This is a genomic window from Infirmifilum sp., assembly GCF_049970975.1.
In the GTDB taxonomy this organism is placed as follows: Archaea; Thermoproteota; Thermoprotei; order Thermofilales; family Thermofilaceae; genus Thermofilum; species Thermofilum uzonense.
The window spans coordinates 17,093-43,800 of sequence record NZ_JBMFLX010000007.1 but is presented as its reverse complement, the minus strand read 5'-3'; the positions used below and the strand labels follow the sequence as shown (position 1 = coordinate 43,800).

The following is a 26,708-nucleotide window of genomic DNA, read 5'->3' as shown; positions in this document are numbered from 1 at the left end:
CACGACTACATGCTTGGCGGAGCATGGAACGTCACTTACTGGAGCGGTGTAGCCAAGGTGGTGTACACCGCGGCGATGGAGGGCTTCTGCGTCCAGGTCACAGGCCCCAACCTCCGTTCACAGCAGGTAGGCCTCGCTAACCAGCCCGTAACAGTAACTGTTATCGGCTCAACCCTAGTCAGCGGCACGACAGGGTCCGACGGCACGGTTACGTTCTACCCTGACAAGGGTGCTACAGTCAGCACTCCTGTAGGCAGTCTCCCCGTCTTCACGGGCAAGTTTGCATTCCTGGGTGTAAGCGGGCTCAGTTACGGGCTTTCCACCAAGCTAAACTTCGACCCAATACTATCCCCGTACAACCTGAAGACCGAGGACGTGTTAGACCCTGACACCCTCACCAAAACGGTTTCATTCGACCTCACAAACAACATGCCCGGCGGAGTATGTGTCCCACTCCAGTGGAGCGGCATACTCGTAACAGTCTTCGACTGGTCGGGCAAGCCCTTGCAGAACGCCATGGTTGCAGCCTACCTGAGAGAACCGAACGCAAAGGCCTATCCAAGCACGTTCAACTTCACTAACGCCAACGGTAACACAATCCTCTACGTCCCGCCTGGTACTCAGAAATACCAGCTCCTCGTCTACTGGCGTGACAGCTACCTCCTCAGGGCAGCGGGCAAGATACCCAAGGAGATAGTGATCTTTGACACAGTCACAGACTACGACACTCCAAGGCTTTACACGCCTGGAAGCGGGACAACGCTTGAAACCTTCGTCTATGTCGCTAAGCTCGTGTTGACCAACGCCCAAGGAGGGTCTCTCAGCCAGAGCATACTCAATAAGATCACTGTTACCGTCACGTGGCCCGACAGCGTGGTAACTAAACACACTCCAGCCTCAGACGGTAGCGTAATACTGAGACTCGCAAAGGACACCGTGGTAAGCTGGCCGTCTGATGCAAGCGCCAAGTACAGTCCTGAGACACCCGCTGACCACGGACAGGCTCCGCACGGAGCCTACCAGGTTAAGGTAGACCTCGCCGGCGTAGGCACAATAGCCACTCAGAGCATCAAGATCGAGAAGGGCAGGTTTGAGACCAGCCTGCAGATCTTCCAGGTTAAGCTCGACATCTACGACGTCCAGCTGACGTTCACGTCACCCTTCGGCACACCACTCGCCAACGCTGCGGTTCAGATAACCACGCCTGACGGCAGAACCACAACCGAAACGCTTGACAGCAGCGGAAGCATAACAGTCAAAGAGGTACCACCAGGCAAGATTAGCTTCTCCGTCGGCACATGGAAGGGCCTCAACATAGGCTACTCCGGAAGCGTAGACAGGCAGCCCTCTGTGGGCATAACAGTCCCAAGCATCGGAAAGCTCACCGTAAAGGTCGTTGGCGCCAGGGGACAAGGCGTTGAAGGCGCAACCGTCACCGTACAGAATGTTGGAAGCTTCACATCAGACGCTAGCGGAATAGTAACACTCGAGATACCGCAGGGCACATACACTGTTACCGCCAGCAAGGGCGGAAGAGAGGCCAGCGGAACAGCCACTGTAACGGGCGGCAAGGAGTCAACACTCGAGTTAAAGCTCGACATCTTCCTGACCATTGCTGGATGGGAGATGAGCAGCAGCGAGTTCCTCGGACTCATACTGCTCCTCATACTGATAGTCCTAGTGATCTTCATAATCGCCCACGAGTACAGCCTGTACAGGCGCCGCAGACTCGCAAAGGTCATTGCTCCAGCTGAGGGCACCCAGGTAAGGTAAGAAGCCTAGTCTCTCTAAAACTAAAAAATAAATTTTTTACCTTTTTTCTTTCTATATCTTCTGATGAATGTTTCAGATGTTTTGGGAATTCTTCAACTCCCGACTGTGTCACATATGGAGGCTCATACTGTACCTCAACACAAGCTCGTTTTACAGAGTAATGTTGGGCCAATAGACGTATTGCTGGATGGAGGCTTCCAAATGGGTTGTCTATATGATGTGGCTGGTGAGGCTGGAAGTGGAAAGACACAGCTCTGTATGCAGCTTGCTGTTAACGCTCAAAAGCCAGTCGGTCAAGGTGGTCTAGGATCCCGCGTGGTTTTTGTCGATACAACAGGCGATTTCTCCCCAGAGCGGGTCGTGATGATGGCCGCTGCTAGGGATCTAGATCCTAGCTCTGTATTGGCTGGCATACTATATGTTCGTGCTCACAGTCTACAACACTTGTTGGTCCTCCTCGAGAAAGCCTTCAAGGAGGTCGTGGCTGGAGATGTAGGCCTACTAATCCTGGACGAGCTTACACGGCTAGTACGCACCGAGGCGCTGAGTGCACGTGAGAGAACCGAGGCTTATGCAAAGGTTATTTACTCTCTCTGGCGCGTGGCGCGTGCCGGCGCGGTGGTCATAGCTACTAGACAGGTTGTCCAATCGGACGGAATAAGACCTGCTGGAGGCGCGGCCCTCGACACATACGCGTGTCTAACACTACTTCTCCGCAAGCGCGGCGTGGTTCGAGAGGCAGAGGTACTATCAACGCCATGGAAGCGTGGAACAGCAACCTTCAGGATAGGTGAACATGGTGTCGAGGAGGCGTAAACCCCAAGATATAGGCTTTCTCGGTCAAGGCTTTGTAATTGAAATATCGGGGTCGTCAGGCTCAGGGCGGCGTGAAGCTGTGCAAAGGTTTATCTCAGAAATGGGGACTGAAACCCTTTACATAGACTACGCTCAGACCTCCTGGCGGTCAAGGGGAAAATGGCGTAACGTTAAATTCCAAACGCCCGGTGATCCTCTTGAACTGCTCTCTATTATAGCAGGGGCAAACTACAAGCTAATCGTGGTGGACAGCGTTCCAAGGGTTTTCTACGCTTTTAACCTCGAGTACAGGGCGAGATGGGGGCTAGTGGCTTCCCTACTGGCACTGGCGCTCGATAAAGCCAGCAGGGGATTAAACTCAATATTCATCAACTATAGTTCTGACTCCAAGAGTTTTGGGGAAAACATTTTCGCAGAATACTTTACCCATAGAGCCCTCGTCCGACGCGAGGGAGACAAAATAACGCTATCCTTCTATCACCCCTACAAGGCTGATATTGTTATGCCCTCGGAGTAGGTTTTTAATGATGCTATACCCCTAGTTACCTGTGGCTTATGGCTTGGGATGGGATAGCGTAAGCGTTCTAGACCTTTACAAGATATGGGATCTGCTTGAGAGCCTTGAAGGCTCGAGGATTAAACGCGCGCTAGAATACAAGGGGGTCTACGTCATACAGCACTCTAACGGTATACTATTGTTTAGTCCTAAACGAGGCGTATCCCCTCTAAGTGAGGACATAGAACTCAAAAACCCCGTTCGTTCAAGACTTCTACATGAGATAGAGGGGCGTAGAATCCGCGAAGTCAGCATTATTAACGAGGACAGAGTATTGGCCCTAGACCTGTACTCGGCCACCCTTGTATTAGAGTGGGTCAGAGAGGGTAACGTGGTACTCCTAGACCACGAAGGTAGGATACAAGCAGCAGCGGCCCAAAAGACTATGAAGGACAGAACGGTAAGGAGAGGCGAGCCCTACAAACCCCCACCCAGGCTAGGCGACATTTCAAGGTCTCCTTCAGAGATAGTGGAATTAGCTTCTAGACTATCGAGAAGAAGCATCATCTCCGCCCTAGCTTACGCCTTATCTCTGCCACCAGAGCTCATATACGAGGCCGCTTACAGGCAGGGCTTAGAAACGGCTTCTCCGGGCATTGACGTAAAGGATATAATACGAATAGTTGAAACGGCGAGAAGCATATACCTCGAATCAATTGAGCGCAAAGAAGAGGGCTTCAAAACAACCATCGAGGGCAAAGTGTTGATCTACCCTTTTGAGCCATTTCACCTTAAGGCTGGCTTCGAGAAGATAGAATATCCTAAACATTTTCCCTCTTACGTTGCAAGCCTCATGCTATCGGACTCCTCCGCAGGTGAGATCGAAGCAAGTCCTGTGGAGAGGGCTCGAGAAGCATTGGCGAGGCTCGAGCTTGAAGCTAGGCTAGTCATGGATCATGCGTCTAGGCTTCAAAGACTTATAGAATCCTATAGAAGAATGCGTGAGAGTAGGATTCCCTGGGAACAGTTAGAGAACGATTTGAGGAAAGATTTCCCTGAGGTCAAGGCGTTCAACCACGAGAAATGGATTATACAGGTGGATCTAGGAGGCCTAGATATTCACGTCAACGCAAGGATTTCGGCATACGCTAACGCTGAGATGTTATTCGAGAAGGCCAAGTCGCTTAAAAGCAAAATCCAGGAGCTCCAGGAAGTAAGACATGATCAACCCACAAAGGTGGTTGTAAGGATAACGAAGGAGACAGGTCGTCCTTGGTATAGGGATTTCAGGTTCTTCGTGACGACAAACGGCTTCCTTGTTATAGCCGGGAAATCCGCGGGGCAAAACGAGCTTCTAGTTAGGAGGTACATGGACGAGCACGACTTGTTCCTACACGCAGACATTCACGGAGCTCCAGCCGTAGTTATAAAGACTGAGGGAAAAGATGTTCCTGAACAGGACATACTCGAGGCAGCCCAATTCGCCGCAAGCTATAGTAGCGCTTGGAAGGCTGGACTGCTAACAATGGACGTGTACTGGGTTCCAGGAAGCCAGGTGTCTAAAAAAGCCCCTAGCGGCGAGTACCTCGGCAAAGGAGCCTTTATGATATACGGTAAGAGGAACTGGCTGAGAGGGATAAAACTAGAACTCCTTATAGGCGTTGGAAGTAACGGGCTTGAAGCCATACCAGCCCTCAAGAAACCCCAAGGAAACTGCTACGTAAAATTGTCCCCGGGTACGATCTCCAGAGAACTCACAGCTAGGAAGATACACGAGTTCCTTCAACATAGCTGCGGGTATAAGGTAATGCTTGAGGATATCTTGAGGCTACTGCCACAAGGAACATTCCATGTCGAGAGGTGGCGGAACGTTGAAAGCCGACTATAGCGAAGGCGTTTTAACGGCTGAAAGCCCCGAGGAAGCATTTGGGATCATGCATCAAGAGGGCTTTAAAAGCCTGGTAGCAAAAATAAAGGGGACATATCTCCCGCTTCATTCTCTACACCACTTTACCACGGGACGCAGATTAAAGACCAATATATCCTTCATAAGCTCAACACCGGGCTTTTCAACAGCATTGCATCGTGTCTCGAGGGGATACTATCTGGTACTCCGCAAGACTGGGAGAGCTTATACTCCACGATCCCTAGTATCCTGGATGCTTGCTAGTGGATTAATTAGCATTCAGGTTCTAATCTCGAAACTAAAACCCTTCAGGCTACCTTGTTTAAAATGCAACTCGAAGGTAACAACCGCTTATCGAGCCTTCAACGAAACAAACGCCCTAGTCCTCCCCATCTGTCATAGAGGTCAGGTAGTGAATATACTCACAGTTCCAGACTTAGCTCATTATGCACTGAGAGTCGGTAGAACTGAAGTGCTGAGCGGCACGGTCTCCGTATCCAAGATAGCTGGTCAGTTCTTGGACGTTTATACGGTGAAGAAACTGGAACCAATGGAGAGTCTTAGGAAGTACTCCATTGTCTACGCTGACTTCGGAGACGATGTATTCCTCTTTGATTCTTCAGCACTGCAAAAATTCTTGTCGGCGTATACGGGTGGTTCCAGTCTTGCTAGAAGTAGTGGCTGATGGGATGCTCGGTAAACTATCAAGATGGTTGAGGCTCCTCGGGGTCAGGACAATCTATCTCAGGGACTTTAAGGACGCAGAAATTAAGCTTTTCCTCGCGACGCATAATAAAGCGGTTTTCCTTACCCGAGACAAGGTTCTTTACAGGGAGCTTATCAGGAAAAACATAAAAGCTCTACTCGTTCCAGATGGTCCCGAGGAGGACGTACTGGCCTGGGTTCTTTCAAGGCTGGATATCAAGCCAGAATTTAACCCGGAGAAGGCGTTATGTTCGTTGTGTGGAGCCCCCCTAGTCAAGGTTGATAAGGAGCAAATTAAGGATAATATTCCCCTCAAGGTCAGGGACACATATAACGAGTTTTACATGTGCACAGGATGTGGACAAATTTATTGGCTGGGCACTCATGTAGTAGAGATAGAGAAAAAAATTGAAAAAGTGAGGTGTATAATCTATGGAAAAACTATCTGTTGAAGAAGGCAAGTTCCTCGTTAGTCTTGCCAGAAGGGCTGTTGAAGAGTACCTTAACAAGGCTGTCATAATTGAGCCACCTCGAGATACGCCTGTAAAACTTCTAGAGAAATCCGGTGTCTTCGTAACTCTTGAACGTATAGAGGTGAACCCAGTCACAAGGCAGGCTAGGCGCGAACTTAGAGGGTGCATCGGCTACCCTGAACCCCTCTTCCCTCTAGCCGAGGCAACAATACGCGCGGCAGTCGCAGCCGCAACAGAGGATCCTAGATTCCCCCCAGTAACCCCCCGTGAACTGGATGAGATAATCTTTGAGGTCAGCGTTCTGACAAAGCCCGAACCTTTAATATACTCTGACTATAAAGAGCTCATAGGAAAGATAAAGATCGGCAGAGACGGACTCTTAGTCGAACACGGAATGGCCCGTGGCCTGCTCTTACCCCAGGTTCCTGTAGAGGAGGGCTGGGACGTTGAAGAATACCTAAGCTATGCTTGCCTTAAGGCCGGCCTCCCTGAAGACTTCTGGAGGTCCGGAAAGCTCAAGGTTTATACTTTTCAGTCCCAAATATTCGTCGAAGTTACGCCAGGAGGCGAAGTCACTGAAAGGATACTCGAGTTCTTCCCCTAGTTTTCCACCAGATTGAAAGTATCGAAAAGATAACTTAATTATCAGGTTCTTCCTAGAAAACATAAGGTTTAGTGGTGGGCTAGGTGGTCAAAGAGATAAAGGTCTTCCTACCACGCACTCCCGAGGCACAGGCCATGCTGGAAGCCTTTAAGGCCGAGCTAAACGTTATACCGAAACAGCAGCGGCCACGCCTCGCGGTTAGGCTCTTAATGAATCTTAAAGACCCCTCTAAATACCAGGAATGGCTTGAAAATCTGGATGAGCTCTTCGGGGGCATCTATACGGCTGAGTTCAAGAAGTACGGGATCAGTGCCATTCCAGCAGTAGTGGTAGACGGTGAGAAGGTCGTTGAGGGCCGATATCTAGGCAGAGAAGAGATAAAACTCCTTATTCAGGGCTTATCGCCTGACCTCGCAAACATTCCGGCTCTAGAAAGCCAGCAGCCATTAGAACTCAAGCCCGTGCAACCAACTAAACCCCCCGTACAGGCCAAGCAACCCTCTCCCACAACCACCCCCGAAAAACCGCCAACGCCACCTGTCGTGGAAACACAGAAAGAACCACCACCTATAGAGCTCGCTCCTGTTGAACTAGAGGAAAAACCAATAAGACCTGCAAGGCCGCAGCCGAAAGCTATACAGCCTGAACAGCAGCCCCCTCCCAGGCAAACTGCTCCCCCCAAGTATCCAACCCCCCCTGTTTCCCCCGCCCCACAAGCCCAGCCATCTAGACCTCACCCCTCACCTACAGTTCAACCTCCAGTACAACAAACTCCACCCCCACAGCCTAAACCCGCGCCACAAATGCAGAGACAGGAGAAACCACAACCAGGCATAAGTGATCTAACAGGAACATGCTTTACTTGCGTATTCTACGACCAGGCCAAGAGTAGGTGTAAACTTCTACACGTCAACGTTCCAGATCCTACAAACCCCCCTTGTGGCAGACGCAAACCCCGCACCTAAGCAGCAATATTGAGGTAAACAAGGGCCAAAGCTTCAAACCCTAACCCCAACCCAGACGCGACTAAACCTTTAAACATCCTTCTGTACAAATAATATAAGGGCGATTATGGAGCAGAATGACCTTCCATATGGTGTCCTAGTCGATTTCTACGAGAAAATCGAGGCGACAACAAGCAGGCTAGCCATGACAGATTATCTCGTGGCCTTGTTCAAAAAGACTCCCACCAGTGTCTTAGACAAGGTTATATATCTAACACAGGGACAGCTACGACCGGACTACGAAGGAGTAGAGCTCGGCGTTGCCGAAAAGCTTACTTTAAGGGCAATCTCTAAGGCTAGCGGTGTCTCTCTCAAATCTGTCGAGGAACTCTACAAGAAAACCGGGGATCCTGGCTTAGTAGCGGAAGAACTCCTCTCTAAGCCCAGACAGTCCGCCGGTCTCTTAGGCTACATAGGAGAAGAAACTGGTAAACGTGAGCTGATGGTCTCCCATGTTTATAACTCGCTGATGAAGATAGCACTGGCTTCAGGGGAGGGAAGCCAGGATACAAAAATCAACACGCTTGCAAGCCTCCTATCAGATGCCTCACCGAAGGAGGCGAAGTATATCGTTAGGACAGTCACGGGTAAGCTTCGCCTCGGTATAGCTGACATGACAATTCTGGACGCCCTGGCTGTAGCCTTCACAGGCACAAAGTCGGCACGCGACGTTCTCGAGAGGGCATACACGCGGAGGCCCGATCTAGGCTTTATTGCGCGTACACTTGCGGAGAAGGGCTTAGAGGCTGTGAGATCGATAAGAATCGAGGTTGGAGTACCTATTCTCCCAATGTTGGCTGAGAGACTGGGTGATCCCGGCGAGATTCTAGAAAAGCTGGGAGGATCATGTCTAGCCGAGTTCAAGTATGACGGTGAACGTGTTCAAGCCCACAGGAAAGGTGATAAGGTCTGGCTTTTCAGCAGGCGTCTTGAAAACATAACAAGCCACTACCCAGACGTCGTGAACTTCATGTTAACACTAAAGGCAGATGAGTTTATAGTAGAGGGAGAAATAGTAGCTTATAACCCAGACACGGGAGACATGCTGCCCTTCCAGGAGCTCATGCACAGGCGCCGCAAGTATGATGTTAAGAAAGCGATGGAGGAGTACCCGGTTAGAGTATATCTCTTTGACATAGTCTACCTTAATGGAGAGGAGCTAATCGAAAAGCCCCTCCCGGAAAGAAGAAAAATACTTGAATCTATAACGCCACCGCGGGACGAGAACATACTCCTCTCCCAGGCTAAGCTCGTTGATAATGTAAAAGACCTCATGCTCTTCTTCGAGGAGGCCATAAGCGAAGGATGTGAAGGAGTAATGTGTAAATCCACTGGGAATCAGAGCATATACCAGATGGGAGCTAGAGGCTGGTTGTGGATAAAGTTCAAGCGGGACTACAGGATGGAGATGACAGACACAGTGGACCTTGTCGTGGTTGGAGCTTTCCATGGTAGAGGAAAACGTGCCGGAACCTATGGAGCCCTGCTGATGGCAGCCTATGACCCTAACAGCGACACGTTTAAAACGGTTTGCAAAGTTGGCTCTGGTTTCACCGACGAGGACTTAGCAAACCTGCCAAAGCTCCTAGAGCCCTACAAAATCCCGCACCGTCACCCACGTGTGGTTTCAAAACTAGAGGCTGATGTGTGGTTTGTCCCAGCCGTTGTACTCGAGATTATCGGAGCGGAAATTACTCTGAGTCCTCTTCACACCTGCGCGCTCGGAAAAATAGAGCCAGATTCGGGTCTAGCAGTGAGGTTCCCCAGGTTCACGGGTCGTTATAGGTTTGACAAAAAACCCGAGCAAGCTACTACTGAGTCTGAGCTGATAGAAATGTATAAGTCCCAGAGGAAAACAGTGGTTCAGGCCTGATTACTCGGACGAGGATCTGGAAAGCATTTTATTCAAAGTCCAACGTAAAGTACTTTTGATCTCGTTTATGACCTTCTTGTCGCCATAGTTCCTTATTATAATCTTCTTTAAAACTCCCTTATCTTGGATGATCTCATAGTCAAATATCTCATCTGGAGCTTTCTCACCTTTCGCGACGGAGTCTTCGGCTTTTCTCTTGAATCCTTCCAGGACCTTTCTCAAAAAGAAAGACTCAAAAGGAGGCGTAGATGATTGAAATTCTTTTTCAAACAAAATCTCAATGATGTTGGGATATACGAGGATGCGTGCCAAATGTTCGCCTGTAGGGGTCGCGGTTATTACAGATTCTTCTATCGCCTCCCCTTTTTGCACCGGCGGAGATTGTCTTTGTTGCTCAACAGCGGGTTGGGGCCTAGATACAAGCTCTGAAGCCCTGATGAAACTCGCAGATGAGAGAGCTTGGTTGACGAGATTTAGCATCTCCTCAATAAGCTGTTCTTCGTGACGCAGTTCCTCAAGCCTTCTCTCGAGAAATTCCTTTATTTCTGCCAGTTTTTTCGTGTCTTCTCCCAATATCAACCCCTAATCTATAGGTGACAGGTCCACGTTATATTTTTGTTCTTATGTAACAAGTATAGTCTCCCAGGGTTCACTACACGTAAGACAGAAATACATATTCTTCGTCCTTAAAAAAGTGGATCCTAAACTCGTCTTTGCCGTCTCAGGGAATGCCAGCATTGACGAGTACTATCTAGTGGATAGCATACCCAGAGCGGATGAGGCACAGGAAGCAAAAGACTACTTTCAAAGAGTGGGTGGTGCAGCCTCCAATGTTGCGGTGGCTATGGCGAAGCTAGGCGTAAAGGTATTTTTCATCGGCGCGGTTGGTGGCGATAAGCAAGGAGACTTCATACTCGATAATTTTTCAAGGGAGGGTGTTGATACGAAGTGGATAGTCAGATCTTCTAAACCAACGGGACGGGTAATAATACTGCTTGATTCAAATGGGGATAGGGCGATGGTCGCCCTTCGTGGAGCAAATACAGATTTAACTCCCGGCTTCCTGAATCTCGAGGAGGCTCTAAGAGGAGTTGAACACGTCCATTTAAGCAGCACGAAGCCTGAATACACGTCTTGGGTGTTCGAGATAGCTAAGAGTAAAGGAGTTACAACAAGCTATGATCCAGGAATGACGATAGCATCTAAAGGATTTTCATACGTTCGGGAAACGCTGAGGATGGTTGATATTTTATTTGTGAATAAAAGGGAATATGAAACCCTTGGACCTGAATACCTAGACTCACAGTTTAATGGGCTATTAGTTTTAAAAGAGGGTAGCTTGGGATCTCGTTTGCCTAAACTCGGCATTGGGGTTCCAGCGTTTAAAGTGCACGCTGTAGACACTACTGGGGCTGGAGACGCGTTTAATGCGGCATTTCTCGTTGCGTGGAAACTCGGCTTCTCCCTTGAACAGTGTCTCCTAGTAGCAAATGCTGCCGGCGCATTAAAAGCGACTCGGGTTGGGGCACATTCTTCACCTACGTTAAGCGAACTAAACGAGTTTCTAGTAAAAAATGGATATGAGCCACTAACACTTGTATAATTTTAAACTTTAGAGAGAGTAAAGTTCAATAATCTCGTCTGAGAGTGTAAAATGCTATGCGGGGAATTTTATGCAAAAGAATGACGTGAGTTGTTCCCCACTTTGCCCCTTCAAAGCTTTCACCTGCTACAAGAACGCTCTGATCTACAGGCGTACCAAGCGGGGACTTGAAGCTTTTTGTTCATGGACGGGCGATACTTGCATTGGATACAGGTGCCAGTTCGCTGGCTGTTCAAGGCACGCCCTGTTACCTGATGGAACCTGCAGGCTTAAACTGGAGATGGTGCAACCCAAAAAGACGGAAGAGGAGTTCTCTATCGAGGAAGAAGCGAAAGTCCTGGACAGGCAGGTCTATAGCAAGTTGCGGAATAAGCTCAAGAAGCTTGGATCTAGGGTGAACGACCTCGAATAGCGAAAAGTATAGGTTAGGCTCAAGAATATTTATTCTGTAAGAGGGGTGGACGAGTTGAAGTTGCTCCTTATCCATGCTAAAAGCTTCGAGTACGAAGCGCGCGAGAAAGCCCTCGAGGGTGCTGAGGATATTGACGGGCGCAGGGTTGGGAAGGCTGAAAACGCCTTAGTGGTATTCGTCACAGTCGAGGAGGGAGATTCTAGTGACCCCGGTGTTGTTAGTGCCGCGGTTAGGGAAATAGAAGATGTATTCAGAAGAGTAAAGGCTTCAGAGGTAGTGGTTTATCCCTATGCCCATTTGTCAGAGAATCTAGCTAGTCCCGGTGAAGCCCTGGCAATACTAAAGTCGATAGAGTCACAACTTTCAGAAAAGGGGCTAAAAACTCAGAGAGCACCCTTCGGCTGGTATAAGCGTTTCACACTTGACTGCTATGGACATCCTTTATCGGAGCTTTCGAGGAGTATAAGACCGGGAGAGCCTCCTAAGCGGGGTTTCGAAGACTTCGCGGTTATGTTCCCCGATGGTAGGGTAGTTAGTGTTGAAGAGCTTCCCAGCGGCCTCCCAGCGGACTTTGTAGCACTATTAGAGTCGGAGGTGTTTAAGCGGAGACGTGAAGGTGGGGAGCCTCAATTCCTCGAGTATTGTAAAAAGTTTGGATTTGAATGGGAGCCTATGAGTGACCTTGGTCATATGCGGTATGGACCTGAGGCGACAATAATGGTGGAGGCTGTTTCAGAATATGCTTGGCAAGTATGTCGTAGCTTAGGTATACCTGTATATAAGGTTAGAGGCACTAATACATTCAACTTGGAATACAAGCCGGTTCTTCAACATGCTCAACTATTTGGCGATAGGCTTTACCAGTTCGAAGTCGATGAAAAGAAGCTGGTCCTAAGATACGCTGCCTGTCATCAACAATTCGCGATGATCAAGGACTGGGAGATAAGCTATAGGGACCTGCCTCTAGGCATGTTAGAGATCGCCGACAGCTACCGCCTAGAACAGCCTGGAGAACTCCTTCTCTGCTTTAGGCTTAGAAAGTTCACGATGCCTGATCTCCACATCTTCTGCAGGGATCTAGCCCAGGCCCAGGAAGTCTCTTTCTTGGTTCATAGGAAGATATATGAGGAAATGAGAAGGCTCGGCAGAGACTACGTGAGTATATATAATCTCACAAGGTCATTCCTAGATGGACACAAGGAATATCTCAGGAAACTTGTAGAGATGGAGGGGAAGCCCGTACTTCTCCACTTTGTCCCTGAAGGCAAGTATTACTGGTTCCTGAACATAGAGTACAACATAATTGACGAGCTTGGTAGGCCTAGAGAAATAGGTACATTTCAGATAGATTTCGGTAATGCGGAGCGCTTCGGGATAACCTACACGGACGAGAAGGGTGAGCGGAAACACCCTGTCATAATACACACCGCTCTCATCGGATCCATAGAACGCTACATCTTCGCCGTCTTCGACACTGCTGCTCAAAAATCAAAGAGGGGAGAACAACCCTCCCTCCCGTTATGGCTTGCCCCTGTACAGGTAAGAGTTATCCCGTTCTCGAAAGAGTACCTCAAAAACGCGGATGAGGTCGCGGATACATTTGAGAAAGAGGGTGTTCGCGTAGATGTTGATGACCGAGACGAAAGTGTCGGCAAACGTGTTCGCGATGCCGAAGTTAAATGGATCCCCTACGTGATTGTTATTGGCAAAAAAGAGGCCGAGACTGGCAAGCTGAGTGTGAGAATACGAGGTCAAGGACAGCTCGAAATGACCCTAGAGGAGCTAGTCGAAAGAATAAACAAGGAGTTACAAGGTTATCCCAGAGTCTCAGCCATGCTCCCAAGATATCTCAGCAAGAGACCCAGCTACAGATAACATAAAGCACTTCACGGTGCTATTGGTGGTTTTAGAGCTATCACTGAAGGATTTCTTATACCGTAAGACATTATTGTTGAAAATGCTTGAAGAGCGGCTTCCCGCAGAAAGTCAAAGGAAAGTTAAAGGTGATTACCATTCCAGGAAAAAACCTCGACCCTGCGGAGTAACAGTTCACAGCGTGATTGGCTGCAAGTACGGTTGCACATACTGTTATCTGCCTGAGATGGGGGTAAGCTTCTCAAACTACCACGTTTATGGACTCAGCGGAGACGAAATGAGTTATGCTCTACTGCTAAACCCCTACTTCCTGCCAGGCCGTTTTGGATCCCTTATAGCTATAGGAAGCGTCGGGGAACCATTCGTCGATGAGCATGCCTTCACACGGACACTGGAATACATACATTCATTCAGTAAGCATCTTGGAAATCCCACTCAGTTTTCAACAAAAGCAGCCCTCTCCGAGGCTCAGGTAAAGGCTTTGGCATCCGTGAAACTTCCACTAAGTCCTCTGGTTACAGTCGTTTCCCTGGCTTATTATCGTAAGCTTGAGCCCAACGCTCCAACTCCGGAGAAGCGTTTCGAAACCATACGCTTAATGAGAAAGAATGGTCTACATCCCTTGCTCTTTCTTAGGCCGCTTATACCCGGGGTAAACACTGAGGAGATCGAAGAGATAGTTGATGAAGCCAAGCAAGCCGGAGCCATTGGAGTTGTTATCGGTGGTCTACGAATAACACCTATGATTCTTGAGCGGCTGGAGAAGGCTGGCTTCCAAACCACGCAAATACGTGAAAGGGTTAAAGGGATTCTGAGAAGGGGGGTACAGCTATCCGTAGATGTCAGTGATATAAAGAGGCAAGCCGTCGAAGTAGTACGGGAAAAGGGTTTAGTTCCTTTTCTCAGCGCGTGTTGTGCAAACAACTATACTGCTATGCTCTATGATGGTATACGCGCGCCATGCCCTGGCCTAGACTATATTGACGGAAGATTCTGCACTTTATGCCCCGTCCAATGCCCTAAAATAAAGACAAAGATTGATCCGGACGAGGCTCGTGAGATGATCGAGAAGATAGCACAGACGCGTGTTCTTGAGCTAAATATAGACGACAAATATATCCGTGTCAAGCTGGAAGGAAAGAAGAACTTCTCATTGAAAGAAAAAATATTGATAGAAGTTGGATACAGGAGGAGGGTGCTGCTACAGTGAAAAACCCCATGCGAAACTTCTTCCAACGAGTTCTCTGGGATAAAAACATGGATAAAGGTAGTCTTCGGGTAAAGTTTATCTCGCGTGGAGTATCGGGGGAGCTAGATGAATTCACCGGGGAACAGATAAGGGAGGTTACAAGGGATGGGGTTGTAATCGTTGTTGATGGGAAAGATAAATTTATCCCTTTTCACAGGATAACAGAGATAACTTATAAAAATGGGAAGATAGTTTTCAGCAAACAAGGAGCTTTTTATGATTTTAAAGTGTGATTTAGAGCCCTTTCTCGGCCATGTACACCATTAAGTCTACTAGCCTGTTTGAGTATCCCCACTCATTGTCGTACCATGCGAAAACCTTTACCATGTCCCCTCTCTCTCCAACGACCTGACTTGCAGCTGCATCGTATATGGAGCTGTGCGGGTTCCCGATAATGTCCGTACTAACGATTGGCTCTTCTGTGTATTCCAGTATGCCCCTCAGTTCTCCCTCAGCATACCTCTTGAATGCTGAGTCCATTTCTTCCTTGGTGACAGGCTTCTTCAGTAATGCTGTAAAATCGACAATTGACCCATCTGGGACTGGGACTCGGATAGCCATAGCCGTTAACTTACCCTTAAGCTCCGGATACACGTCCATTATAGCCTTGGCTGCTCCAGTCGTAGTAGGAATGATGTTCTGTGCAGCAGCCCTTGCTCTTCTCAGATCCTTGTGGACAAGGTCAAGTATCCGCTGATCATTGGTATAAGCGTGTACAGTGGTCATCATGCCCTGGATAACTCCAAAACTCTCGTGGAGTACCTTTACAACGGGTGCGAAGGCGTTGGTAGTGCATGAAGCGTTAGATATTATGTGATGATTACGGGGGTCATACTGGGCGTGGTTTACACCCATAACTATCGTGATGTCGGGGTTCTTAGCAGGCGCGGAAATCACAACCTTTTTAGCTCCTGCTGAGAGGTGTTTGGAGGCGTTTTCCCTGTCCGTGAAAAGCCCTGTGGACTCTAAAACTATATCAACATTCATCTTAGACCATGGTAGCTGAGACGGGTCTTTGAAGGCAAGAACCTCTATTTCGTAGTCTTCTATCAGGAGCTTTGTATCCTTAACCTCAACTCTTCCCTTGAACCTCCCGAAGACGCTGTCGTACTTGAATAGATGTGCAAGAGTTTTGGCGTCAGATAAGTCGTTAACTGCGACTACGTTGAAAGTCTTAACGAACTTCTCGTTTTGAAGGGCGGCTTTAAGGAAATTTCTACCTATCCTACCAAATCCATTTATCGCTACTGTGTACTTCATATCCATTTTCGATATATTTCACGATGCAGTCTATTAAAGGGTTTTTTTACTATACGCTCATATTTATGACGATTAAAGCAGGCTCCGCCCTGCACGAGTTCCCCACCAGTCGGGCCTTCCGAGCCTCTTCATCGCCTAAGATGAAGTTGGATAGTCACTTATTATTTTACCGCCTTAATGCCCAGTCTAAAATTACCATTTTTGATTCGACAAATCCCTAAAACTTTTATAACAGATGGCAATATCCTCCATGATGCAGAGACGGGTAAATTCAGAAGGATGGCTGAGCGATCCTTCTCTTCGAGAAGTAGCCTCTAAGATAGCCGGAGAAATAATCATGTCCGACAACCCAGGAGCCGAGATGAGAAAATGGCGGGAAAAATTCAGTCTTACACAGGTGGAAGTGGCAACGCACATGGGGGTATCGGCTTCAGTGCTCAGCGACTATGAGAGTGGAAGACGAAAGTCTCCAGGCTCAAGGTTTGTTGCCAGGTTTGTGAAGAGTCTCATCATGAAGGACATCGAACGAGGTGGAATAGTTCTCTCCGGTCTCAGAAGGATCCTATTAGGCTCCGATCTTCTAAGGGAAGCAGTCCTAGACATGAGGGAATTCAGCATTCCACTCTCGATTGCAAGGTTTTGCGAGGCTATTGAAGCAGATTTAATTGTAGGGGCGGCTTTCATATCAACACCCATACTTGGCTATACTGTAGTGGACAGCATTAAACTGGTTCTAGACGTTCCGTCCTACGACTATATCAAGCTGTATGGTGCAACGACTCAAAGGGCAGCTATTTTTACAAAGGTTGCTTATGGTAGGAGCCCGATGGTAGCAGTGAAGTCTATGCAGGCGGGTATGGGAGGCCTTAGACCAGCCCTGGTTGTTTTACATGGCGCGCGCAAGGTGGACGAGCTAGGGCTTGAAATTGCTAAACGTGAAAATATACCTCTAGCGGTAACTAGGATTGAGGATCTTAACGAGCTAATTAGTAGGTTGAGAGCAATAAAGTGAGAAAAACTACTCCACCTTTATCTTAAATCTTTCAACTTTTAGTGGTATCTCGATTTCAAGAATTCCCTTCTTGAGTGTTGCCTTTATCTTGTCCAGGTCTATATTTTCGGGTAAAGGAATTTCAAGCTTGTACCTTTGAAGCCCCTCCCGAAGGAAGGTGAACCCCTCCAACTTAAAAGGTTTAGAGAATAATGCCTCTATTTTCAACGTCCTTCCCTCCACTCTGACATCGACGTTATTCTTATCACGAACACCGGCCAGATCAGCCCATACAATTATCTTGTCTGATTCGCGTCGAACCTCGTATAGAGGAACTACTGTTTTCTCTTCGGGATGAAATAGCGGCTGCAACATCTCTTGTTCCATCCTAGCAAATTCGTCTCGAAGCCTCTTAAACTCTTTTAGCATTTCTTCAATTTCACGCCTTACCCATTCCTCCATTTTTCAGCCACCCCTTACACATAGAGTGCGGGGATCGTGTACTCATACTCTTTTCCTGTTCCTTTCATGCTCTCCATGGTTCTCTTCATAAGTTCCCGCAGCTTGAGCCTTATTTCCTCCTCTTGCTCTATAAGCTGTTTCACGTCCACGTCTTTTCCCGTAAGTTTTGAGAAGGCTTGTAGCGTGCTCGCAGATGCGCCTGGATCAGGATAATTAAGGAAGCATTCAGCGAGGAGGGCTAGGACATTAAGCCTATTTTTAAAAGCCTCCTTGAGTATTTGGGCATAAATACCCCCTATGTATCCTTCCTGTATGGGGTCAATACCTTTGCTTCTAGCGTATTTTAATGCCTCGGGGTCGATCGACGCGGCGTAAGTCTTTGGGGTCTGTATGTTTAACCTGTCTTGAACCGCGATTCCTCCCAAAAGGAACAACCTTCCCGCCTTCTTTTCGAGGAGAGTAGAAACCAGGAAAGAAGACAGTTCGTGGATTGCTTGAGGGGGTATGGCCACGTCGGAGTGAATTACGAGTACAAAATCGTTTCCCTTATACCCGCCGTACACGCGTATAGGGAGAAGAGGTGAGGACTCATGAAACAGAATAACGGGAGGTATACTCGGCGAATCCACATAGCCTATATTCCTCAAACCCCACTGCTTAACAAGATGAGAAGTGGCTATGGGACCCACCAGTCCAACGTCCGGGAGACCTATAACAACTAAGCTGGGAGCAGGTATTTCCTCATAAAGAGAGAAGATCCACTCGGCTCTCATACAGATATATTGAAGTAAAAGTGAATATATTTGCTTTTGCTTTTTTTGATAGAAAAGTGTTTATCTAGTTTGACCGTACTTCTTCAGGACCTCGACTACAGGTAGTGTTCCCTTTATTAAAAACTCGATAAGTGCACCTCCCCCAGTACTTACATGGGATATTTTTTCAGAAAATCCAAGCTTATCTGCCGCTGCTAGCGTGTGGCCACCCCCGATGAGCGTGAAAGCACCCGAGCTGACCATTGACTCAAAAACTTTCTTCGTCCCTATAGAAAAGCGATCGTCTTCGAAAATTCCCATAGGTCCATTCATAACCACTGTCTTGGCATTTTTAATTAAGCCTGAATATAGGTCGGCAGTCTTAGTTCCGATATCCTTTATAATGCCTCGTGCGGGTAACCTGGAAACTTCCACTTCTACTCTCTTACCGTCAATATCTAAGGCAAGGTCAACCGGGAGCAAAACACGATCCTTGTATTTGTCTAAAAGAATCTTCAACTCTTTCTCTAGGGATAAAAACCCTTTTTCCTCTAATATCTTAACGTTTTCTAAGCCTATATTGTATCCAGCGCTATGTAAGAGCAGATTAGCCACGAGGCCACCAGTCAGGATCTTGTCGGCTATATTTTCACCCAGAACGCTTTTTATAATCTCCGCCGTGTCCTCCGCTTTAGCCCCTCCAATAACGTAAACACATGGTCTCTCAGGGTTGTTTCTGACACGGTAAAGGGCGCGTAGTTCTCTCTCCATAACTCTGCCCGCAACGTAGTGTTTGACTACAGGAGCGAAGCCTACCAGTGAGGCATGGGGTCTATGCGCTGCAGAAAAGGCATCTACAACATAGACTTCAAAAAAGGGGGCTAGCCTTGCTACAAGCTCGCTTTTCGAATGTTCTTCGGGGGAAGCATTCTTTGTCTCGCCGTCCCAGTAGCGAACGTTCTCCAACACGAGGATTTCGCCCTCTTTTATAGATCGAATTTCCTCGACTGCCTTGTCCCCGAAAACGTCGGGTACAAACCTAACACGTCCCGGGAAGTACCGCTCCAGTATTTCAGCATGCTCCCGTAGGCTGGTAAAATCAGGGTCTCCCTTCCTGCCCTGGTGAGAAATCACAACAACCTTAGCTTTTTTCTCGACTAGTTCTCGAATAGTTGTCTCGGCGTGTGCAGTTATCCTCGTATAGTCTAAGAGTTTTCCTGTCTTGGGGTCAATTGGTGAATTAAAGTCGGCGCGCACACCAACTGTTTTCCCTTTAACGTCAACGTCGTCGAGCGTCTTAATACCAAAACCTTCAAGCATGCATTTTCACCCTCGATTTAACTTATTCAAGCCTTGATATTTTAAGCTTCAGGAATAACGAATTTTAAAACATCGTTTAAACCGCCTCAAGAACTGCTGAGAGCACAGCAAGAGAGACCTCTAGGGTTATAACTGCTAGCGAATCGAATAAGTCTGCCTTCATTTTGCGGTAAACCAAATATGATTGGAGTAGTCCCTCCCCGCCGGCTATCGCAAGCGCTAGTAACTGAACAATGACCACTGACTCGGATAGAGAAGTGTAGAGTGCATTGTGACCTGTCGCTATGTATTCGGCCTTAATCGTATAACCAGCGTTGAATGAGATGAAGAGTACTGTTACAGGACCGGCAAAGGGAATATTGGACACAATCACTATAGGTGCGAAATCTGTGAAAAAATTCAAAATGGTTGTCTCGACATCTCCTGCTGATCTGAGTTTTTCATCGTAATTTAGAGCCTCCTTGTAGAGTCGCACGGCATCATCACTACTGATTTCCTGTGTATATCCAATAATCATCGCTAAGAGAATGAGCGCTAGCATTATCGTCGTTATTTTTATTCTGATTCTCCAGGATATCAAGAGGTCCCCCCGGTAACTAGTCTACAACAAATATATTCTTGTGCCGCTCAATTAATGTGTTTGGGATGACAGATACGGATACATTTTTCAACATAGTAACCTGTTCCGGAGAAGTCTGCATAGAATTTGATTGCTCTGCTCGAAAATATGTCGAGGTTACTCTTGGCTTCAAGGTGGAAGAAGGGGAAGATGTGTGTTTTTCAAAAACGAGTTTTCAGGAAATCACGCGGGCTATTGAGTATCTCTTGTCGAAGGGATTACCTGAGCACAGGATAGCCGTCGAAGGTAGACCTCTAGCTCTGGAATTCTCAAGACAACGTTCCTCCTCCATCCTTGTATGTCCCATTTGTGGTAGCACAAGAATTTCACCCCTTGGAGTCGCAGGCTTAACACCACCCTTATACGTGTGTGCAAACTGCGGATACAGAGGCGCACTTGTGCTTGAGGTTGAAGTCTAGTCCTCCTTCTCGCTTAGAGTGGCCAGCTGCTCTTTTAGACTGAAAAGCTCCCGTAGCAACCACGTGTCGTCTGTCATTCTTTTTGAATAACATATTGTCAGAAAGCCCTCGAACTGATTTCTCATGAGAAAGCGTAAAAGCATTGGATTATTATACTGAGAGGGTATGAGTATTGGGGCGGGTTCAGTTCCATCATAGTTTGAAATCTCTATATTCCTAGCGACTTGTAGATATCCTCTTATGCTTGATATAAAGGTCTCCGTAGAAGAGTACTTTTCCTGGACAAGAGAGAGTCCAAGAATCCCTCCCATGAAAGATCCGATTATACTAGAAATTTGTTTAAGATTTTCCGGCTTTTCAGGCTCAAGTAGAATTTTCACTTTATACATGGCCGCCAGCTCGTATATTCTCTCCAGAGTAGTACTACTCAAGCTTAGTGGCCTGGAAATAATTATGGTTCTACCTTTTGTTTCATCAGCTATAGTTATTATCTTCTCGAAGACTTCCTGATCAATTTCTCCTACAGATTCGAATTTCAGGGAAGCAATGTTGACGTCGTGATCGATAAAGACATCGGTAATGTCGCTGACACCCATGTCCGAGAAAAACTTGTAGGAGGATATGAGTTGAACCCAGACATGGGATGTCTCAAAACGCGACAAGCGGTTTGGCAGCTTTCCCAGTGACTCTTCATCTTCAACGCGTATGCCTACTGCGGGAACAACGTGTTGCATTCCAATACTTCAATTGTCAGTTAATCGTCATAGTTTTTATTATTTGTGTGTACGTCCCGGGCCAGGCGGGTCGTGTATATGGAGCTAAGGTTAATAACCTGTGACGCTTATGTGTGTTCACGTCTATGGAGAGTTCAGGGCAGGACATAGACCTTGATCAGATATACTCTGTAATAGGGAATCCTTATCTAAGGGCGATTATCAGAAAGATAGGAGAGTCCGGGGAAGCGTCCTTTAGCGAGTTGAAAGAGGCTATTAAGACCAGTACTGGAAACCTATACTACAATCTGGATAAGCTTTCAGGACTTGTTGAGAAGAATGAGAGACGCAAGTATGTGCTAACAGAGAAAGGCGTTAAGCTCTACAAATTCTTAACGGAAAACGAGGCCAGAGTTAAAAGTCTTCTATTAGAGAAGCGGGGGCTGTCCCTAGTTATTGAAAAATACATCTTACCGGTTATAGTTCCTGAAAACTTAGTTTCCTACATGTACTCGCAACCAGTTATTCCATTCTTAGCCTTACTCATTTATTTTACAACGGCAGCGGTGGCGACGCTTACGGGAAGCTACGTAGTCTTTGGTCTGGATCAACTATTTGTTCCGATAGTGTACAGGGAGGCACGTATAGTTTTGTGGATTTCAGGGATATCGTTAACACTATCTATTCTAGAATTTTCATCTCGCCTGTTGGGCGGAGATCCCCGGATAGGACTCGATTATTTCTCAAGCATGTTTCTGGCGACAATTCTACTCGCAATACCAGCCCTTGCAAACCTGGATATTATTCTAACAAATATTCTCTACAGAGTCGTTCAGGTTATTGTACTAGGGCTTCTAACAGCTATAATCAAAGTTTACAAGAAACTGCCAACAGAAAGAGCATTCATAAGCGTCTTCGTAGCCTATTATGCAAGCTTTACCCTGGCAATACTGGTTCAAAGGCTATTCTAAGAAAAGTTCCAGGAATGACCTTTCATGCCTAGAGACAAAGAGCTTGTAGAGCTTGTTTCTCCAATTGCTTTCCGGGCCGCTACAAGGGTCATAGAGAGAATTGAAGCTAAGTCGATATCCTTTGATGCAGCATTTCAGGAGACTATGCAAGAATTCAAACTCTCCGCTGAAGAGCAGAAGATATCTTTTCTTCTCGCGAAGAGAACGCTTGAAAACATTGGGCCACCCATCTACCTATTAAGGAAGAACAACAAACAAGACTTGCCTCTACGGAGAAAAGGAGCTTTTTATGTCGCTTTCTATTTAGCCTCCTCATCTCCCAGCTTCACACTAGATAGGATAAGAGCCCTAAGGGGTGGCCTTGTTAGCGACTCTCTACTTAACCTTCTAACACCTAGAAACTTAGATCGGCTTTTTAACGAGCTCGAGGAAATGCCTATTACGTTGCGTTTATCTTACAAGGAGAGCGTCCCACCTCTTATAGTGGAAACATTTCTCTCACGTTTCGGCGAGAAAGCAACCCCCGAGATATTAAAGTCTCTAAGATATCGGCAAGTGTGGGTTAGGCTGAATGATACTGAGAGAAAGGATTGGCTTGAAGACTACTTGAAGAGGAAAGGGTTCAGGTTTAGGCAAGATAAAGATTATCCATATCTTCTAGAGATTTTGCCGACACAGGAGATACCTCTTCCTTCTCTACCACCTGAAATTGCAACTTATCAGGACAAGGCGAGCATTATAGCAGTCGAAGCTCTCATATCGCTTAGACCAAAAGGAGTAATAGTTGATTTAGCTGCAGCTCCTTGCATGAAGGCCTCATTACTTTGCCGTAAAATAGACCACGACGCAATTCTGTTGGTAGATATCTCAGAAAAAAGAACAAGAGCATGTATCGAAATAATGAAAGCTACAAACTGCAATTATCAAGTAATTAACTCAGATGGTAGATTTTTCTCGAGCTCAAAGCTCTTTAGCGCAGCCGTAGTCGATGCTCCCTGTACAAATAGCGGAGCTATATCGCGGGATCCCGGGCTAAGACTTGCTCTCTGGAGCTTAAGAAGGGAGGATCTAAGCAGAATGAAACAAGTCCAGCTAGAACTACTTACAAACGCTTTAAAACTTGTTCATCGTGGAGCCCTGGTTCTATACTCCACATGTTCTCTTTTCCCGGAAGAAGGAGAAGAAGTAATCTCTTCTCTGAAGATCCCGATCAAGCCACTTCAGCCATTCCTGCCGCCTAACATTGAGCGGACTATACACAAGACGTGCGGGTACTGTTATAGACTCTACCCACATGTTCATCGAACAGACGGTTTCTTCTTTTCTATTCTCTCCCCCCGATAAATACTTCTATCGAAGCGAAGAGACTCCTTTATAAAACAAACTGAAGGCTTGAATCTTACTCTTTTCTCAAAAGAATGAATGAGGGTGGAATTATCCTTTCACTTTTACATCTAGGGCATTTGCTCGGCATTCTGGCTGACTCCAGGTCACGGAAGATGTATCCACAGTCTAGACATGTCGGAGGACGCATGGCAAGGTAGGCTTCGCCCCCGGTTAGTCTTTTGATACTCTTGGCTACATGATTTATGTTGTTCAGTAACTGTTTAGCATCGCGTTCTTTTAAATTAAGTCGCAAGAGAAGCTCGTTTAAAGTGAACTCTACCCCCGGGTTATTGAGAAAAATTTCGATTAGTTTCTCACGTGTTGTCTTCTCTTCATTTTGACTCAAGGTTGACCACAGGCCTAAACTTTATGCCGTACTCGATGATTCCCTTCTCACCCTGCTCTCTGTACCTCCTGAATACCGCCTCGACGCGCATCCCCACTTGAACCTCTTCGGGCTCAACGTCAGTTATCTGTGCCGGGACAAGCGTGCCATCGTCTAGCCTAACCAGCGCCACCACATAGGGGGCTTGACCTGTAAATTCTGTTGGCGGTGTTCTAACAACGCTAAATGTCTCTATTGTACCCGTCTCAGGTAGCTTCTTGGCTTCCACATTGCTCGAGCCGCATACTGGGCATATTCCCCGATAGGGGTAGAAGGTCTTGCCGCAGTCCTTACAGGTTCCTCCTATTAACCTGTACTTGTTTTGTCTCTCCCTCCATGCTCTCGGAACACTCCTCACATAGGCCATCTTATCTCACCCTTCTCACAACATTTATTGCAACAGTCCCTCCAACGCCACCAACATTTTGTGCCAAACCTATTTCAGGGTCAGGGACCTGATTGGCCCCTGCATCACCTCGCAACTGTGTTACAAGATCATAGATTTGGTATACGCCCGTTGCTCCAACAGGGTGTCCCCTAGCCTTAAGACCCCCCATGGTGTTAGTGGGAATCTTGCCGTCTTTCTCGAGCTGGCCCTCCTTTAGTAGCTTCCACCCTTCACCTTTCTTGGCAAATCCTAGGTCCTCCAGGTGAATAACGCCCAGCACTGTAAAAGCATCATGGACTTCCAATATGTCAATATCATTCACGTCTATCCCAGCCTGCTTAAATGCCATGGATCTTGCCTTCACTGTGGCAGAGAGCGTGGTCAGATCAGGCCTGTCATGGAGGCTTAAAATATCCGTGGCGAGGGCGCTACCTGCAAGCTCCACGAAAACATCCTTATTAAGTCTCCTAGCCTTTTCCTCCGAGCAAATAACTAGGGCGGCACTTCCATCTCCCAAAGGTGCGCTTTCAAGTAATCTTATAGGATCTGCTACAAGGGGTGATTTTAAGACATCTTCGAGGCTAACAGGCTTATTGTATTGGGCTAACGGGTTATTTGCTGCATACTTGTGGTCATGCACCGCGAAGAGCGCGATGTCCTCTTGTCTTACCCCAAACCTCCTCATATACTCTCTGTATACAAGAGCGTTTAAGGCTACAAACGAGAAGCCAGCAAAAGCGACGTACTCCTGATCCTCTGCCATTATCAAAGCACTTGTTGCATCACTGGTAGGAGCATCGGTTAACTTCTCCACGCCCACTGCTAGCACGCAGTCGTAAAGACCGGATTTAACAGCCAGATAAGCCGCGTGGACTGCTGCACCACCGCTGGCGCAGGCAGCCTCGACTTTGTTTGCTGCTACCCCGGGTAGCCCCAACCATGTGGCCAGCAGTGATCCCAAATGCTCCTGACCTTGCAAATAACCAGATGACATGTTTCCTACAAATATACCTTGGATCTCCTTCTTCGATATTCCCGCATCCTGTATGGCCCTTAGTGAGGCTTCAGTCATCAGGTCGCGTATACCCTTTTCCCAGTGTTCGTCAATTTTCGTGGCGCCGATTCCGACGATATAGGCTTTTCCCAACTACATCACCCCTAGAATAAACCTTCTATATTTTAGGTAGAACGCATAATCAACATACTTTGCCCTCTTGATGTAATAACTGACACTAGGGGCTAAGGGTTTTCTCTCTACTATACCATCCTCAACGATGATGCTAAGTGCATCTGAGCCTGCACCGCTTCCAAATGATACAACGAGTATTCTCTCCCCGGGCTTCGCGTGATCCAACACGTTTGCCAGTCCCACAAGGGACGCTGCAGCATAAGTGTTTCCTATTTCTCCAGAGAGCAGGCCAAGCTTTAATTGTTCAGGAGTAAATCCTAGGATCTCCGCCATGCGCTGAGGAAACTTAACGTTTGGCTGATGAAATACCACGTAGTTAAAGTCCCCAGGTCTTAGGCCTGTTTCCTCCATCAGGCCTCTCGCCGCACCTTCTATGTGTTGAAAGTATGCTGGCTCTCCGGTAAACCTAAAAGTATGCATTGGAAATTTCTCCCCTTCTCGTCTCCAAAAGTCTGGCGTATCACTCACATAGCTATAAGTATGTTCGATAGTGGCCACACTCTCTCTTGACAAGGGGCCCAATAGATAAGCTGCAGCTCCAGCAGCTGCGGTATATTCAAGCTCGTCGCCTGGGCGGCCTTGCGCAGTGTCCGTCCCGATACCCATTCCATACTTTATCACTCCAGAAGATATAAGTGAGGCGACGCTAATAACGGCTGTAGTGCCTGCCTTACACGCGAACTCCATGTCTATGCCGTAAAGCTTTCGAGAGAGGCCCAGTGCCTCCGCGATTACTGTGGCCGAGGGTTTGACTGCATAAGGGGGGCTCTCGGAGCCAATATAGAGAGCCTCTACAAGCGAGGGGTCGATTCTCGCCCTTTTGAGAGCGTTTTTAGCTGCCTCATAAGCCATGGTTAGAGAGTCCTCGTCCGGTCCGGGGAGGCTCTTAGATTTTATGGGAGCTTTCTCACCACCCTTCGTGTGCACCCTCGCGATCTCCTTAGCCTCTATTCTGTAAACCGGGATATATGCGCCGTAACCGTATATCGATGCGATGCCTTTCATCTATGATCGGCCTCATCTTAGTGATTGTCGTATATTTCTTTTACGCTTGTTTAAATTTC

29 protein-coding genes are annotated in these 26,708 nt (G+C 47.4%); 18 read left to right on the top strand and 11 right to left on the bottom strand.

Features of this window, described 5'->3' with window-relative positions:
* The 9 genes from ACP5KC_RS02605 to ACP5KC_RS02565 all read left to right on the top strand — a co-directional run.
* A partial coding sequence (locus ACP5KC_RS02605) for a carboxypeptidase regulatory-like domain-containing protein (RefSeq protein ID WP_428286801.1) occupies positions 1 to 1,773 on the top strand: 1,773 nt, incomplete at its 5' end.
* A 63-nt stretch (positions 1,774 to 1,836) separates the two neighbouring features.
* Positions 1,837 to 2,589, top strand: coding sequence for an AAA family ATPase (locus ACP5KC_RS02600; RefSeq protein WP_273433228.1), 753 nt, complete (start codon positions 1,837 to 1,839; stop codon positions 2,587 to 2,589).
* Positions 2,573 to 3,106: a hypothetical protein gene (locus tag ACP5KC_RS02595; RefSeq protein WP_191118458.1), complete on the top strand. Its 534-nt coding sequence runs from the start codon at positions 2,573 to 2,575 to the stop codon at positions 3,104 to 3,106. Before ACP5KC_RS02600 ends, ACP5KC_RS02595 begins: the two co-directional genes overlap by 17 nt.
* Positions 3,107 to 3,137: 31 nt before the next feature.
* The gene (gene rqcH / locus ACP5KC_RS02590; protein WP_428286800.1) at positions 3,138 to 4,973 is read left to right on the top strand and encodes a ribosome rescue protein RqcH; all 1,836 of its coding nucleotides are present in this window, start codon (positions 3,138 to 3,140) and stop codon (positions 4,971 to 4,973) included.
* Entirely contained in the window at positions 4,957 to 5,676 is a 720-nt protein-coding gene (locus tag ACP5KC_RS02585) for a hypothetical protein (RefSeq protein WP_424739284.1), read from the top strand. The genes rqcH and ACP5KC_RS02585 overlap by 17 nt, the downstream gene beginning before the upstream one ends.
* Entirely contained in the window at positions 5,645 to 6,148 is a 504-nt protein-coding gene (locus tag ACP5KC_RS02580) for a Mut7-C RNAse domain-containing protein (RefSeq protein WP_191118456.1), read from the top strand. Before ACP5KC_RS02585 ends, ACP5KC_RS02580 begins: the two co-directional genes overlap by 32 nt.
* Complete coding sequence (locus tag ACP5KC_RS02575) at positions 6,129 to 6,773, top strand: TIGR00296 family protein (protein WP_273433220.1); 645 nt, start codon at positions 6,129 to 6,131, stop codon at positions 6,771 to 6,773. The genes ACP5KC_RS02580 and ACP5KC_RS02575 overlap by 20 nt, the downstream gene beginning before the upstream one ends.
* Positions 6,774 to 6,856: 83 nt before the next feature.
* Entirely contained in the window at positions 6,857 to 7,738 is an 882-nt protein-coding gene (locus ACP5KC_RS02570) for a hypothetical protein (RefSeq protein WP_428286799.1), read from the top strand.
* A 106-nt stretch (positions 7,739 to 7,844) separates the two neighbouring features.
* A complete protein-coding gene (locus tag ACP5KC_RS02565; protein WP_424740645.1) occupies positions 7,845 to 9,650 on the top strand; it encodes an ATP-dependent DNA ligase in 1,806 nt (601 codons plus the stop codon).
* Here the strand turns inward: ACP5KC_RS02565 and ACP5KC_RS02560 are convergent, their stop codons facing one another.
* Positions 9,651 to 10,223 carry a hypothetical protein gene (locus tag ACP5KC_RS02560; protein WP_191118455.1) on the bottom strand — a complete coding sequence of 191 codons (573 nt, stop codon included), beginning with the start codon at positions 10,221 to 10,223 and terminating at the stop codon, positions 9,651 to 9,653.
* Positions 10,224 to 10,344: 121 nt separating this feature from the next.
* Between ACP5KC_RS02560 and ACP5KC_RS02555 the strand changes: the two genes are divergently transcribed.
* From ACP5KC_RS02555 to ACP5KC_RS02535, 5 genes are all read left to right on the top strand, one after another.
* Entirely contained in the window at positions 10,345 to 11,253 is a 909-nt protein-coding gene (locus ACP5KC_RS02555; RefSeq protein ID WP_052884358.1) for a carbohydrate kinase family protein, read from the top strand.
* Between the two features lie 70 nt (positions 11,254 to 11,323).
* Positions 11,324 to 11,665, top strand: a complete 342-nt coding sequence (locus tag ACP5KC_RS02550; protein ID WP_191118454.1) for a hypothetical protein — start codon at positions 11,324 to 11,326, stop codon at positions 11,663 to 11,665.
* A 54-nt stretch (positions 11,666 to 11,719) separates the two neighbouring features.
* The gene (locus ACP5KC_RS02545; RefSeq protein WP_424738590.1) at positions 11,720 to 13,540 is read left to right on the top strand and encodes a threonine--tRNA ligase; all 1,821 of its coding nucleotides are present in this window, start codon (positions 11,720 to 11,722) and stop codon (positions 13,538 to 13,540) included.
* A gap of 25 nt (positions 13,541 to 13,565) precedes the next feature.
* Positions 13,566 to 14,750 carry a radical SAM protein gene (locus ACP5KC_RS02540; RefSeq protein ID WP_428286798.1) on the top strand — a complete coding sequence of 395 codons (1,185 nt, stop codon included), beginning with the start codon at positions 13,566 to 13,568 and terminating at the stop codon, positions 14,748 to 14,750.
* Positions 14,747 to 15,022: an RNA repair domain-containing protein gene (locus tag ACP5KC_RS02535; RefSeq protein ID WP_052884356.1), complete on the top strand. Its 276-nt coding sequence runs from the start codon at positions 14,747 to 14,749 to the stop codon at positions 15,020 to 15,022. Before ACP5KC_RS02540 ends, ACP5KC_RS02535 begins: the two co-directional genes overlap by 4 nt.
* A gap of 1 nt (position 15,023) precedes the next feature.
* Here the strand turns inward: ACP5KC_RS02535 and gap are convergent, their stop codons facing one another.
* Positions 15,024 to 16,049, bottom strand: a complete 1,026-nt coding sequence (gene gap / locus ACP5KC_RS02530; protein WP_273433212.1) for a type I glyceraldehyde-3-phosphate dehydrogenase — start codon at positions 16,047 to 16,049, stop codon at positions 15,024 to 15,026.
* Between the two features lie 253 nt (positions 16,050 to 16,302).
* Between gap and ACP5KC_RS02525 the strand changes: the two genes are divergently transcribed.
* Positions 16,303 to 17,061: a helix-turn-helix domain-containing protein gene (locus ACP5KC_RS02525; RefSeq protein ID WP_191118452.1), complete on the top strand. Its 759-nt coding sequence runs from the start codon at positions 16,303 to 16,305 to the stop codon at positions 17,059 to 17,061.
* A gap of 6 nt (positions 17,062 to 17,067) precedes the next feature.
* On the opposite strand, the gene ACP5KC_RS02520 is transcribed toward ACP5KC_RS02525, so the two are convergent.
* From ACP5KC_RS02520 to ACP5KC_RS02505, 4 genes are all read right to left on the bottom strand, one after another.
* The gene (locus ACP5KC_RS02520) at positions 17,068 to 17,502 is read right to left on the bottom strand and encodes an Hsp20/alpha crystallin family protein (RefSeq protein WP_052884355.1); all 435 of its coding nucleotides are present in this window, start codon (positions 17,500 to 17,502) and stop codon (positions 17,068 to 17,070) included.
* A gap of 14 nt (positions 17,503 to 17,516) precedes the next feature.
* On the bottom strand, positions 17,517 to 18,275 hold the full coding sequence (locus ACP5KC_RS02515; RefSeq protein WP_273433210.1) for a PAC2 family protein: 759 nt from the start codon (positions 18,273 to 18,275) through the stop codon (positions 17,517 to 17,519).
* 60 nt (positions 18,276 to 18,335) lie between these two features.
* A complete protein-coding gene (locus ACP5KC_RS02510) occupies positions 18,336 to 19,574 on the bottom strand; it encodes a phosphoglycerate kinase (protein WP_273433209.1) in 1,239 nt (412 codons plus the stop codon).
* A 76-nt stretch (positions 19,575 to 19,650) separates the two neighbouring features.
* Positions 19,651 to 20,154 (bottom strand): hypothetical protein, encoded by a 504-nt coding sequence (locus ACP5KC_RS02505; RefSeq protein ID WP_428286797.1) that lies wholly within the window; start codon positions 20,152 to 20,154, stop codon positions 19,651 to 19,653.
* 65 nt (positions 20,155 to 20,219) lie between these two features.
* Here ACP5KC_RS02505 and ACP5KC_RS02500 point away from each other — a divergent pair, with 65 nt between their 5' ends.
* Entirely contained in the window at positions 20,220 to 20,612 is a 393-nt protein-coding gene (locus ACP5KC_RS02500) for a hypothetical protein (protein WP_052884351.1), read from the top strand.
* Here ACP5KC_RS02500 and ACP5KC_RS02495 read toward each other — a convergent pair.
* Positions 20,609 to 21,346 (bottom strand): hypothetical protein, encoded by a 738-nt coding sequence (locus ACP5KC_RS02495; RefSeq protein WP_273433206.1) that lies wholly within the window; start codon positions 21,344 to 21,346, stop codon positions 20,609 to 20,611. The genes ACP5KC_RS02500 and ACP5KC_RS02495 overlap by 4 nt on opposite strands.
* A gap of 125 nt (positions 21,347 to 21,471) precedes the next feature.
* Here ACP5KC_RS02495 and ACP5KC_RS02490 point away from each other — a divergent pair, with 125 nt between their 5' ends.
* Positions 21,472 to 22,296, top strand: coding sequence for a winged helix-turn-helix domain-containing protein (locus tag ACP5KC_RS02490; RefSeq protein WP_052884349.1), 825 nt, complete (start codon positions 21,472 to 21,474; stop codon positions 22,294 to 22,296).
* Positions 22,297 to 22,320: 24 nt separating this feature from the next.
* Positions 22,321 to 23,640 (top strand): RsmB/NOP family class I SAM-dependent RNA methyltransferase, encoded by a 1,320-nt coding sequence (locus ACP5KC_RS02485; RefSeq protein WP_273433205.1) that lies wholly within the window; start codon positions 22,321 to 22,323, stop codon positions 23,638 to 23,640.
* A 55-nt stretch (positions 23,641 to 23,695) separates the two neighbouring features.
* Here ACP5KC_RS02485 and ACP5KC_RS02480 read toward each other — a convergent pair whose 3' ends face one another.
* The 4 genes from ACP5KC_RS02480 to ACP5KC_RS02465 are packed head-to-tail and all read right to left on the bottom strand — an operon-like array spanning position 23,696 to position 26,649.
* The gene (locus tag ACP5KC_RS02480) at positions 23,696 to 24,028 is read right to left on the bottom strand and encodes a hypothetical protein (RefSeq protein ID WP_273433204.1); all 333 of its coding nucleotides are present in this window, start codon (positions 24,026 to 24,028) and stop codon (positions 23,696 to 23,698) included.
* On the bottom strand, positions 24,015 to 24,434 hold the full coding sequence (locus ACP5KC_RS02475; RefSeq protein ID WP_052884346.1) for a Zn-ribbon domain-containing OB-fold protein: 420 nt from the start codon (positions 24,432 to 24,434) through the stop codon (positions 24,015 to 24,017). The genes ACP5KC_RS02480 and ACP5KC_RS02475 overlap by 14 nt, the downstream gene beginning before the upstream one ends.
* Position 24,435: 1 nt before the next feature.
* A complete protein-coding gene (locus ACP5KC_RS02470; RefSeq protein ID WP_428286796.1) occupies positions 24,436 to 25,602 on the bottom strand; it encodes a thiolase domain-containing protein in 1,167 nt (388 codons plus the stop codon).
* Positions 25,603 to 26,649 (bottom strand): hydroxymethylglutaryl-CoA synthase, encoded by a 1,047-nt coding sequence (locus tag ACP5KC_RS02465; protein WP_052884344.1) that lies wholly within the window; start codon positions 26,647 to 26,649, stop codon positions 25,603 to 25,605.
* Between the last annotated feature and the right edge of the window lie 59 nt (positions 26,650 to 26,708).